Here is an 11,793-nt window from a genome sequence, read left to right on the forward strand (position 1 = left end):
TAGCAGGATGAAACGTCTTTCCCTCACCAAAAAAGTATTGGGTGGCCTGCTAGGTGCCGCTGCTTTCTTCCCCATTTCTTGCAAAGAGGAAGAAAAAGTAGTGCTACCGGTGTATGAGGCGGGGGTATTGATCTCTAACGGGAGCGCCACCAATACGCCGGGCGGAAGCGTCAGCTATTATGACCGAGCCACTGGCACCGTAGAGCCAGACCTTTTCAATAAAGTAAACGGCCGGTCTTTGGAGGGCAATGTCATGACCATGGCCTCGGCGTTTGAGAAAACCTACCTCATCACCAGTAACCAAAAGATTGAAGTCCTGCACACCCGCACCTTTACCTCGGCGGGGGTTATCCAGGGCCTGACTGCGCCGCAAAGGTTTGTTGCGTTCAGCAACAGGCTCGGCTTTGTCTCAGAGGCGGGGGCGGCGTCAGCTACGTCGGGCAGGGTGATGGAGGTAAACCTGAGCACCTATCAGATAACCGACACCATTACTACGGGCAAGAACCCCGGGGCCATGGCGCTGGTAGGAACCCGCCTTTACGTGGCCAATGGCCACAACAAGATCAGCGTCATCAATACCACCAACGACAGAACTGACACCACCCTCACCGTAGGAGACAACCCTAACAGTATGGTGGTAGACGCCTCCGGATTCCTTTGGGTTTTATGCGCCGGAAAAGTTGATGCCACCAATCCGGGGAACAACACCAGAGGCCGTTTGATAAGGATAACCACCACCAACCTCAGGGCCGCACCCAGAGTGTTTGAGTTTCCGGGTGCCGCTTTCCAACCCAGAAACCTGGCCTTAAGCATTACCAGGAACCGGCTTTATTTTGTGTATGACGGGGTGTACGTGATGGAGACCGCCGCCACGGCCCTGCCAAAAGAACCCCTCATTCCCCGCAGGTTCCAGGCGTTAGGCCAAGACCCCACCGATGGGCTTCTGTACACTTCGCGGACAGATTCAGACGGAATCTCTGGTTGGGTTATCCGTTACCGCCCCACGGGGGCCGCAGTAGATTCCTTTCAGGTGCAGGGTATTCCAACCGGCTTCGGTTTCCGGTAGACCTTTTTTAGCCTGTTTTCCTGAAAGAAGGCCTAAAACAGAAAAGCCTGCCTTATTTTGAGGCAGGCTTTCCTGTTTTATTCTTTTCCTGAGTTAGAGCTTTTTTGAATTTGAGGTTTGCCGGCTCAACTAACCAGAGAAAGGTTCTGCGGAAGCGTTTTTTGAGCAGCGCAGCAACCCTACGGGGCGACGCAACCGTGAACGCAGGTTCTTTTTAGGATTGTTTGCAGCGCAAAACTCAAATGTAAACAAGCTCTCAATGATTGTCTCTGTTCTGCGTTCTTTCGGCCGCGCCGCCAACTCCTTGGTTGCTAGCCCCATTACGCGCTCTCATTTTGTCTTCCTGCTGGTCATAGATGGCCTGGTTAGCAGAATCCTGGGAAGTATTGCCTACGGGATCCTGTGTATTGTCTGACACTCCTCCAGGATTGTTCTCAGTGGGGCTTTTGTCTTTGAAGTCACTTTCCTCTACGTTCACTTCACCCTCGCTGGTGCCAGTGCTGCAGGCGGCGGTACCTACTAGTAATGCGCCTCCCAGAAACAAAGAACAGGAAACACGTTTTATGGGAATGAATAGCTTTCTCATAGATATGGGTCAGTAGTTTAGCAATTAGGCGGGCCAGCCCGAATACCTGGGGCCTGCTCTAAGGATAGTACGCGCTTCATCGGCTTTGAGTTAACCCGGCCGTTCCTTTCCGCCACATTTTGCTTTCCCGTTCGCTTGGGCTAACCTTAATGAACCCTCTCTCCGTACAACAGAAAACTGGGGGCAACCCAACAGAATCATTTGTATAAGTTTCACTTCAATTAAAGGAGAAGAAATCATGACCAAAGGAAAAGGCGAGAATAGCCCAAAGCAGCATAGACCAGACCAAGACAGAAGCTACCGCGACATCAACAGCCAGGACGACCAGCTCAACAACAGCAACCGGCACAACAACAACCCGCCCTACGAGGGCTCCCCCGAAACGCGCTCCAACCCCCAAGGCGATAGCAGCGGAAACCAGAAATCCAGCAACAATGACCAAGGCGGCCTGGATACCGGGGCCGGCGTGAGCGGACAGCCCAACAACGAGCACAACCACAACCCAGACCAGGGCAACAACCCGCCAAACTTCCAGGACGGCCCCGTGGCTGGCGGCGCCGATAACACCCGGGGCGAGAACGTACCCTCCCGGGAAGGACACGGCGGCGGCGCTAAAAAAGGCAAGTTCGACCCTGAGCAACACTCCCCGCAGGGCTCCAACGCCAACCCCTCAGACACCCGCGGCGCAGATTCCTCAGACAAGGAGTTCCGGAACAACCAGCCCAACGCCAGCACCCTCAAAGGCCACAAAGACAAAGAAGGCCTGGGCAACGAGAAAGAATAGGCTCTTTTTTTGGCAGAAAGGCGGCAGGCGTTTTGGGCCTGTTTTCCGCAAAAGACCCGGAAAACGACCGGGTCTTTTGTTTTTTCTATGGGCGGGGTACGTTGGGCCGGAAACCAGCTTTGCCGTATCTTCGCGGTACCGTCTGTTCTGGCAGACTTTAACAATTCACGTATGGAAGCACAACCCAATGACAATGTGATCACCCCCAGTGTAGTAGCGCAAAGCCTTTCTTTTGAGGGCTATATGGCTTTGGTTCGCGAGGCCGTAGCCCAAGGAAAAACCACCGGGGTAGACCAGTCCAATGCGCTGGCGAAGTACACCAAAGACAACCTGGTCATTATGGAGCGCACCTACCAAACCCCGCTCCTTCCGGAGTTGGTGGAAATGGTGCAAGCCTTAGAACAACCACAACTGTGGCTGGTGCTCACCGAAGGCTGGTGCGGCGATGCCGCCGTGCACTTGCCCGTGCTGGCGGCCTTGGCAGAGCAGTCGCCCGAGGTGGAGTTAAGGACAATTCTGCGCACCGAGCAGCCCACCGTCATGGACGCGTACCTCACCAACGGCGGCAAAAGCATTCCCAAACTGATTGCCCTCAACGCCCATACCCTGCAACCACTGGGTTCCTGGGGGCCCCGGCCACAGGTGCTGCAGGAGTATGTGCTCAACCTGAAAAAGCAGGAACTTCCCATGCCCGAGTTCATCAAGAAAGCCCTAGAATACTCAGCGGCCGACAACGGGCAGGCCCTGCAGGCCGAGCTCCTGCAACTGATTCCCCAATGGGTTAGAGTTTCGCCAGCGTAACATGGCCAAAGCAGTCAAAAGACATCCGTTCCAGCGGGACTGGCGCCGCGACCTGCTCATTGCCGCCCTCATCAGCATGCTGCTGGCCATGGCGCTGCTGCTCTACACGTTTGGGTTACCCCGTGATTTTATTTTCCGGCTGTTTAATGCCTTTTTTGGTATTTTTATTCTGATTACCGGAACCGCGTTTGTGATTGTGCCCTCCGTGAACTGGGTTTTCATGCGGTTTTCTGGAAAACGACCCAAAAACGCCAAAGCAGTCCCCAAAGTAGCCGCCCCCAAACGCAACCTGCCAAAAAAGAGTCCTGAGTTCTGAGTCCTGAGTCTAGAGTCAGGATTTTCAAAACGCAGCACTCAGGACTCAAGACTCAGAACTCTTTCAATATGGAACATCGCCTCTACATCAAGAACATGGTTTGCCCCCGTTGCATTGCCACGGTTACGGAGGTACTGAGCCAGCAGGGCTGGGCGGTGCAGGAGGTAAAGCTCGGCGAAGCCGTCATCGCCGGAGACCAGGAGGCAGACACCTCGGTTCTTTCTGAGGCCTTGCAGGCGCACGGGTTTGAGCTGCTGCAGGAGAAAGACGAGCAGCTCACCGAGTTAATCAAAACCACCCTCCTGGAATACCAGCGCCATCTGGAGGAAGAATACCAACCCATCACCACCTCGGTGTATTTGGCCGAGAAACTGGGCATGTCTTACCAGCACCTGAGCAAGGTTTTCTCGCAGCACACCGGCACCACCATTGAGAAATACCTCATCCGGCTCAAGATTGAGCGCGTGAAAGAACTCATCTCCTACGGTGAGCTAACCCTGAGCGAAATCGCCTTCAAACTGCAGTACAGCAGCGTACAGCACCTTTCCAACCAGTTCAAGAAAGTGACCGGCCTCTCCGTCACCGACTATAAAAAGAACCCCTCCATTGACCGCACCGCGCTGGACAATCTGGCCTAGACGGTAATTGTACACATCTCAACGCTGAATTTTATAAGAACGCTGCTTGCCTGACGGCGTATGAATGATGGTGACCCTGATCAACCAAGGGAATCAAACCTGGCAATTGAACAGGAATACAGAGTGCGAATGTGATTATACTTTGTTCCACCTAAAACCAATTCTATGCACAACTCACACATCAGACCCGTCTTAGACGCCCTGCACGAATGTATTTTGGCCTGTGAGCACTGCGCCACTTCCTGTCTGCAGGAAGAACACGTGCACATGATGGCCCGCTGCATCCAAACAGACCGCGACTGCGCCGATATTTGCCGCCTCACCCTTACCTTGCTGGCCCGAGGTTCGCAGCACGGCAAACACCTCTTACGCGAATGCATTGAGGTCTGCGAAGCCTGCGCCACCGAGTGCGAACAGCATGACCACGACCACTGCCAGCAATGCGCCGAAGCCTGCCGCCGCTGCGCCGAGGCTTGCCAGTCACTGGCCGCGTAATCCATTCTCCCGTAAAAAGACAAAACAGCCGGGCTTGTTCCGGCTGTTTTGGTTTGGGTTCCCCTTCCATAGGCAAGGCACGGGTGAGAACCCAAAGCAGGGCTGGTCTTATTTTCTTCCTTTTTTGCCCGAAGGCGACAGGAGGGTGGTCTCTTTGGTGACACTTCTGACTTTATCTTCTGAGTAATAGGCCGGGAAATAGCCGTCTTGGGCCCAAAGCTCAAAAAGGTTTTTGTAATACGGGCTGGTAGGGTCGCCTGACTGGCCGGGCGTATTGATCATGCGGGCAGAGTCCCAATCGCCTACATCCACTATCAGCCGGAAACTGGCCCCGCTGGACTGGTTATCATACCCGCCGGTAGAGTTAGGGGTGTGGCTGTTCCCGCCCCGGGGGGCGGGCCCAACGTCGGCCCTTTTCTTCCACTGGTCATTCGCCAGCCCGGGCAAGCGGTTGACCAAGGTTACGTGCTTGTACTTCTCCTGGCCGTACTGCCAGTTCTCCAGGGAATTCCCCAGTTTTTTCTGCAGTTCCGCCACGGCCATCCCAAATGTCTTCTTCAGGAAAGCGTCTCTGCCCGCCTGGGGAGTAGCCCCAAACCGCTGGTCAGGCTTTTGCAGCCAGCCAATCACCTTGGTCAACTGTAAGCCCACCAATCCTTTTAGTTCCTGGGGAATGAACTGCTGCCGGGCCTCCTGCATGATCTGCCGTTCCCACATAGCGTAAATGCCTGCGCTGATGGACTCCCCCTGCAGGATGAAATCCCATTCCAAGAGCCGGTTTTTGGCCTGCTGGGTTAATTTATCTTCAAAGGTAAAGGGCCGTAGCAGGGGCACCAGCGTTCTCCCCGGAATAGAGAAATAGTCTGCTTGCAGCGCCTCCATGTCTTGCATGGTTACGTTGGGGTTCTTCTCCAGCACCTCGTTGATGCGGTCTCCGCGGAAGGGGTCTGCCCAGGTATAGTTCACGGCCTCCCAATGTTGGTACGTTTCTGGGGTGACGTTCTGGTTTGCCGTGGCGAAGAACCCTTTCTGGGGGTTGAGCATATGCGGCCTCTCTTTGATGGGCAGATAGCCAGACCACTCATACCGGCCGTCACCGGGTACGGGCACCATGCCGCTGAAATTTTTCCTGACGGGCACAATGCCCACTACCTGCCAGCCAATGTTCCCTTTCTTATCGGCCCAGATCATGTTCTCACCCGGTATGTGGCTGTAACTGCAGGCTTCCCTGAACTCCTCCCAGTTTTTGGCTTGGTTCATCCGCAGGGAGGCCAGATAGGGGGCGCCGCCCGGCTCCAGCCAGGCGCATTTCACGGCGTAGGCTTTGTGGTTGATTGAGTCAATGAAAGTGACGGGCCCGTGCACGGTGTACCGCAAGGTAGCGCTGACGGGCTGGGCATTCTTCACCGGAATGGATTCGGTCAGTTCCTCCATGGTCACCCACTTGCCTTTGTGGCGGTATTGCCTCAAGTTGGCCGGGTTCAGGTCGTAGACGTAGAGGTCTTCGCCGTCTGTCTCATAGATGGTGAGCCCCCAGGCGCCGTGCTCGTTGTGACCAATAGACACCCCCGGAATGACAGGTTCGCCGCCCCCGATCACGTTCCAGCCCGGGGCCACCAAATGCACCATGTACCGCAAAGAAGGAACGGCTATGCTGCGGTGCGGGTCATTGGCCAGCATGGGGTAGCCACTGGCGGTTCTGCTACCGCTCACAATCCAATTGTTGCTACCCAGGAGCCCGTGCTCAAAAGGTTCTTTCTTGGGGTTGGACAACTGGCGGTTCAGCATGTCTGCCTGGCCCACCAGGTCTTTGGCGGCGGGGTTGAGGTGGGTGGACTTAAACACAATGTCTTTCTGATACGCCTCATACAGTTCCAGGATCTTTTCTGAGAGAAGCGCCCCCTTGATGCTGCTGTCCAGCGCCAAGTTAGGTTCTTTGGGATGGAACCACATGAGGTCTTTCACCTTGGCTTCCCCGGCTTTGGCCACGGCCATCCCTATGCTCAACTCTTCGGTGACGTTGCCCAACAGCCCCTGGTGCCGCGAGATGACTACGTCAGGCGTCCATTTGCCGGGCCGGATGGAGAGCAGTTTGAATTCTACGGGAAGCAGTTCCGGTTTCTGGGCCACTTCATCAATGTACGCGTTCACGCCCTTTACGTAGGCGTTGATGATGGCTTCGCCCTGCGGATGATAGTGGTTGAGTTCCTTTTTCAGGTCTCCCCTGAACTTGAAGAGACGGGCCCCCATGTCTCTTTTCACCTCATCTGGCCCCAGCAGCTCCGCCACGGTGCCGGTGGCCTCGCGGCGCCACATCTCAAACTGGAACAGGCGGTCTTTGGCGGCGGCGTACCCTTGCGCGAAAAAAAGGTCATGCTGGTTAGCGGCATAGATGTGGTTAACCCCCCATTGATCCCGAAGGATCTCTACGGGGGCGTGCAGGCCAGCCGTGACAAGCTTTTTCTTGGTTTGGGCGGCGGCATCTCTGTTACAAAGCAACATTGACAACAGAAACACCCAGCAATAGAAGGAGTAAAACGAAAGGCGCATGATGGAGAGGGTTTTACGGTGACAAGGATGGAACGTGACAGTACAAGTATACAGGGAAATGTTCTCTTACTTCTACATCACCGCTTATTTTATAAGTAGTTCTCGGTAAGACCGCAAGCAACCTGCCATTCTCCTTTCCCTACTCTCTGGATTACGGATCACCTTGGGGCGTATCAAACTGTTCTCCTTTCACCAAAACAGGCCAAAAACAGAAGGCCCTCCCAGCCAGAACCAACGCAAGCGGGTGCTGCGCCAGAGGTGAATGAATAGCAGGTTCATTACTCATCCACTCACGTTCGGCGCTCCTGCCCCTGGTTCCCGGCGAGGCCCGAGACCCGCCTCCTCACAAGGCACGAGACGAAAGTCCTGCGCCAGTTTACTTTCCAACTGCCTGCCTGCTTCCGCGATGCCGCCCGCTCCCAAGACCTCGTAGTGTGCGCAGCTCCTACGAGTGTCTGCGCCCATGCCGTTTCCGGCCTGTTTCCCGCAAAACAGCCCCGAAACACATCAGCAAAGCCCTTGCTGTTCGGGAGTTCTACTCCCGAACCTGCCTGCTGCCGAGTTCCCCTCCGCCGGGAGTCACGGGCAGGTGTTGCAGAAGAAGGGGAGTGGAACTCCCCGGCAGCTTGCTTCCGGAGGGGAACTCCGAAAGAGCGGTTGGGCGGTGTTTCACAGGTTTTCGCGTTTCGGGCCCGTTTTCCCTAAAACAGCCCTTAAACGCATCAACGGGGCTCCCCTCTCCGTGGGAGAGGGGCTGGGGGTGAGGTCTCTTTCCTGCGGGAAGCACTACCCGTAATCCCCGGATGCAGCCAAGCTTCTAAGGGCAGGGCAAAGGGGTGAAAAGCACTTCGGCCCCCGTCTTATTTCCGCTCGTACACCACTTTCCCGCCTACCACCGTCAGCACCACTTTCGCGCCTTTGATGGCCTCCGGTGCCATGGTAGTGATGTCTTGGCTCAAGAGCACGAAATCGGCCAGCTTGCCGGGGGAAAGGGTTCCTTTCCGGTTTTCCTCAAACGAGGCGAAGGCGGCGCTGGCGGTGTAGGCGCGCAGGGCTTCCTCTACGGTTATCTTTTGTTCGGGCACCCAGCCGGTGGGGTTCTTCTCATCTATGGTGCGGCGGGTGACGGCGGCGTAAATGCCCTCCAACGGCGTGGCCGGGGCCACGTACCAGTCGCTTCCGAAGGTTATTCTGGCCTTGCTGTCCAATAGGCTCCTGAAGGGGTAGGTTGTTTTGCTGCGCTCCTCCCCAATGACCTCATCGGCCCAGCGGCCGTCATCTATGGCGTGGTAGGGCTGTACGCTGGCAATGACCTGCAGGGCATGGAACCGGGGAATGTCCTGGGGCGCTATGTGCTGGGCGTGCTCTATGCGGAAGCGGCGGTCGCGGGGGCCGTTCTCCTGGGCTACGCGCGCAAAGATGTTCAGCTGCTCGTGGTTGGCCCGGTCGCCTATGGCGTGCACCATGACCTGCAGCCCCGCTTTGTCGGCCCCGGCCACCTGCTGGTACAGCTCGGCGGGCGGGGTCACGAAAAAGCCGCTGTCGGCGGGGGCGTCAGTGAAGGGTTGCAGGAAAGCGGCGGTGTGGGAGCCCAGGGAGCCGTCCACGAAGCCTTTGAGGCCGCCAATCTGCAGGTATTTATCGCCCCGGCCTTCTTTCTGCACCTCGTCGCGCAGCTCTTCCCAGGAGGCCAGCGGCACCACTGCGTAAATGCGGGTCTGGAGGCGGTTTTGCTTATTGTTGCGCCGGTATACCTCCAGATCTGCCCAGGTACCCATGCTGTGCACCGACGTGACCCCCTGCTCGGCTACGTAGCGCATGGCCGCCGCCAGGGCGCGGTCTTTCAACGGGGCCGGCGGGTCTGTGATGGCGCTGTAGAACGGATTCATGGCGTTGTCTTTGAAAACCCCGGCCGGCTCACCGGCCGGGGTGCGCACGATGGTACCGCCGGGTACATCTTTGGTGTGGCGGGTGACCTTGGCCGCCTGCATGGCTTTGCGGTTGGCCAGGGCCATGTGCCCGTCCAGGCGCTGCAGGAATACCGGGTGCTCTGCCGTGACCGAGTCAATCCAGGCGCTTTGCGGCAGCTCGCCGCCCCAGTTGGTATGGTCCCAGTCGCCGCCGGTGATCCAGGTGCCGGGCGGCACCGTTTTGGCGAAGGCGGCTACCCGCGAAATGAACTCTTCTTTGTTCTTGGCGTCGCGGAGCTGCACCGACCCCAGGTTGAACCCTCCGTCAATAAAATGCACGTGGGTGTCTATGAAACCCGGGGTAACCAACTGCCCCCTCGCCTCTATGACCTGGGTGCTGTCGCCCACCAGGGCGCGCACCTGGGCCGTGGAACCTACCAGCAAGATGGAATCTCCCCCTATCGCCATGGCCTCGGCCCAAGGCTGCGCTTCGTTCCCGGTCCAGATTTTGCCGTTCAGCACGACCATCGCCGCTTTTTGGTTGGTGCTGTTCTCTCTTGAGCAACCCAGGGACAAGACGATGCCGACCCATAGGAAAAGTTGCCAAAGACGTTTAGGCGGCGTTCGTGGTTCAGTTTGGTTCATAAGGTTGCAGGGTATAAGGAAAGGGTCTCCGTTAGATCATCAATATAGAAAGGTTTCTATAGATTGCGCGCAGAACGAGCGATTTATGGAGCCCGTTTTAGCCTCTTTTTCTTGAAACAAGGCTAAGAGCCCGTTGGGATTCCATCTTTGGGCGGCAACCAATCCTAAAAAGAACCTGCGGAGGCGTTTTTGGCCTGTTTTCCGAAAAACAGGGTAAAAACGCCTTTCTAACGCCGGGCCGGAGAATCAAAATTCTGTAACGTATACAGCAAATCATGTAAGATTTCCGCGTACTTCCGTATCTTTCTTTGCACCTTATCCGCCTCCCTTACCCGCAGATTCTTATGGCGCATTCTCCCGGACACTCGCACGCCCACCACCCCGGGCATTCCCACGGCCACGGCTTACCCGCCTCTGGGCACCTGAACACAGCGTTTCTGCTGGGCATTACCCTGAACCTTCTGTATGTGGCCGTGGAGGCCGGGGCCGGATGGTGGTACAATTCGCTCGCGCTGCTCACCGATGCCGGGCATAACTTCACCGATGTCATCAGCCTGCTGCTGGCCTTTTTCGCCCTCAAGATGGCCCAGCGCAAACCCACTGATAGGTTTACCTACGGCTATGGCAAAAGCACCACGCTGGTCTCGTTGCTCAACGCGGTGCTGTTGCTGCTGGCGGTGGGCGCTATCGGGTGGGAAGCCATTGAACGGCTGGGTACCGCGCCCGTTCTTAACGGAACGGCCATCTCCATCGTCTCCGGAGTTGGTATTCTCATCAACGCCGGCACCGCTCTCCTTTTCTTCCGCGACAAAGACCATGACATCAATGTGAAAGGCGCGTACCTGCACATGGCCGCCGATGCGTTGGTCAGTCTAGGCGTGGTGGTATCTGGCCTGGTCATGTATTACACCAATTGGTTCTGGGTAGATGCCGCCATGAGCCTAGTGATTGTGGTGGTGATTGTCTGGAGCACCTGGGGCTTGCTGGTAGAGTCGCTGCGCCTCAGTTTAGATGCCGTGCCGCAGGGAATTGACTTGGCCGCCATCAGGGCTTACCTGCTGGAAGTACCCGGCGTGGCCGAGGTGCATGACCTGCACGTCTGGGCCATGAGCAGCACCGAAAACTCCCTCACCGCGCATTTGGTCGTAAAAGACGAGGCCTCAGAACCCCAACTCTCTAAGATTACCGCCGGGCTGCGCGACCATTTCCATATTCCGCACGTGACTCTGCAGGTAGAACGCAGTGCCGCAAGCTGTACCGAGGCCGGGGTGTATCATTAAGAAAGAACTATGCTGTTTTGGGGCTCTTTCCTAAAAAGGGTGCTCTAAACGGTACCCCCAATTTTCTGAATCACGTATAAAAAGGTTCACCAAACGTCAAGCCTATGCGTTCTGAGTATAAACCGGCCATAGATGCGTTGCTCGCGTGCATCGCGGCCTGCGACCACTGCGCCACCGCCTGCCTGCAGGAAGAAGAAGTGAAAAAGATAGCGCGCTGCATTCACCTGGATTTGGACTGCTCTGCGTATTGTAGTCTCACGGCTTCGTTCCTGTCCAAAGGTTCTGAGCACGCGCGCCTGGTGCTGCGACAGTGCGTGGAAATCTGCGAAGCCTGCGCCATCGAATGCGAACGCCATGCCCATGACCACTGTCAGGCCTGCGCCGAAGCCTGCCGCCGTTGCATTGAAGTCTGCCAGGAACTCATCCCTAAATCTGACCCCGTCGCTGACCTGCTGTACGCCTCAGCCTCTTAACCCTTGACCATCCGTTTCTAACCTGTTTCCAGGAAATAAGCCCTATAACGAAGAAGCTCCTCTACAGTAGGAGCTTCTTCGTTTTTGTACGGGCAATCCCTTGTGGTTGCCCTTAAACAGTAGCCGTATCAATAGGCAGAATAACAGGATTCACCCATCAATCTGGAACCTTTCTGGTGCGGGGAAACAGAAAAGGGCAACCACAAGGGATTACCCCTACATAGATACAATGGAATTTTATAACACCGC

11 protein-coding genes are annotated in these 11,793 nt (G+C 56.3%); 8 read left to right on the forward strand and 3 right to left on the reverse strand.

What is annotated here, in order from left to right:
• The first annotated feature begins 7 nt into the window (after positions 1 to 7).
• On the forward strand, positions 8 to 1,066 hold the full coding sequence (locus tag HHO50_RS03460; protein WP_181304602.1) for a DUF5074 domain-containing protein: 1,059 nt from the start codon (positions 8 to 10) through the stop codon (positions 1,064 to 1,066).
• 256 nt (positions 1,067 to 1,322) lie between these two features.
• On the opposite strand, the gene HHO50_RS03465 is transcribed toward HHO50_RS03460, so the two are convergent.
• Positions 1,323 to 1,652: a hypothetical protein gene (locus HHO50_RS03465; protein ID WP_181304603.1), complete on the reverse strand. Its 330-nt coding sequence runs from the start codon at positions 1,650 to 1,652 to the stop codon at positions 1,323 to 1,325.
• Between the two features lie 238 nt (positions 1,653 to 1,890).
• On the opposite strand from HHO50_RS03465, the gene HHO50_RS21190 reads away from it, so the two are divergent.
• The 5 genes from HHO50_RS21190 (at position 1,891) to HHO50_RS03490 (ending at position 4,686) form a co-directional block, all read left to right on the forward strand.
• Positions 1,891 to 2,436 carry a hypothetical protein gene (locus HHO50_RS21190; RefSeq protein ID WP_255478575.1) on the forward strand — a complete coding sequence of 182 codons (546 nt, stop codon included), beginning with the start codon at positions 1,891 to 1,893 and terminating at the stop codon, positions 2,434 to 2,436.
• A gap of 171 nt (positions 2,437 to 2,607) precedes the next feature.
• Positions 2,608 to 3,237 carry a thioredoxin family protein gene (locus HHO50_RS03475; RefSeq protein WP_181304604.1) on the forward strand — a complete coding sequence of 210 codons (630 nt, stop codon included), beginning with the start codon at positions 2,608 to 2,610 and terminating at the stop codon, positions 3,235 to 3,237.
• A 1-nt stretch (position 3,238) separates the two neighbouring features.
• Positions 3,239 to 3,553, forward strand: a complete 315-nt coding sequence (locus tag HHO50_RS03480; RefSeq protein ID WP_181304605.1) for a hypothetical protein — start codon at positions 3,239 to 3,241, stop codon at positions 3,551 to 3,553.
• A gap of 68 nt (positions 3,554 to 3,621) precedes the next feature.
• Complete coding sequence (locus HHO50_RS03485) at positions 3,622 to 4,191, forward strand: AraC family transcriptional regulator (RefSeq protein WP_181304606.1); 570 nt, start codon at positions 3,622 to 3,624, stop codon at positions 4,189 to 4,191.
• Between the two features lie 165 nt (positions 4,192 to 4,356).
• Positions 4,357 to 4,686, forward strand: coding sequence for a four-helix bundle copper-binding protein (locus tag HHO50_RS03490; RefSeq protein ID WP_181304607.1), 330 nt, complete (start codon positions 4,357 to 4,359; stop codon positions 4,684 to 4,686).
• A 108-nt stretch (positions 4,687 to 4,794) separates the two neighbouring features.
• Here HHO50_RS03490 and HHO50_RS03495 read toward each other — a convergent pair whose 3' ends face one another.
• Positions 4,795 to 7,236, reverse strand: a complete 2,442-nt coding sequence (locus tag HHO50_RS03495; RefSeq protein ID WP_181304608.1) for a penicillin acylase family protein — start codon at positions 7,234 to 7,236, stop codon at positions 4,795 to 4,797.
• Positions 7,237 to 8,096: 860 nt separating this feature from the next.
• Positions 8,097 to 9,791: an amidohydrolase gene (locus HHO50_RS03500; RefSeq protein WP_181304609.1), complete on the reverse strand. Its 1,695-nt coding sequence runs from the start codon at positions 9,789 to 9,791 to the stop codon at positions 8,097 to 8,099.
• Positions 9,792 to 10,135: 344 nt separating this feature from the next.
• Here HHO50_RS03500 and HHO50_RS03505 point away from each other — a divergent pair, with 344 nt between their 5' ends.
• Both HHO50_RS03505 and HHO50_RS03510 read left to right on the forward strand, forming a co-directional pair.
• The gene (locus HHO50_RS03505) at positions 10,136 to 11,071 is read left to right on the forward strand and encodes a cation diffusion facilitator family transporter (RefSeq protein ID WP_181304610.1); all 936 of its coding nucleotides are present in this window, start codon (positions 10,136 to 10,138) and stop codon (positions 11,069 to 11,071) included.
• 104 nt (positions 11,072 to 11,175) lie between these two features.
• The gene (locus HHO50_RS03510; RefSeq protein WP_181304611.1) at positions 11,176 to 11,544 is read left to right on the forward strand and encodes a four-helix bundle copper-binding protein; all 369 of its coding nucleotides are present in this window, start codon (positions 11,176 to 11,178) and stop codon (positions 11,542 to 11,544) included.
• Positions 11,545 to 11,793: the final 249 nt, after the last annotated feature.

The organism is Rufibacter sp. XAAS-G3-1 (assembly GCF_013623775.1).
In the GTDB taxonomy this organism is placed as follows: domain Bacteria; phylum Bacteroidota; class Bacteroidia; order Cytophagales; family Hymenobacteraceae; genus Nibribacter.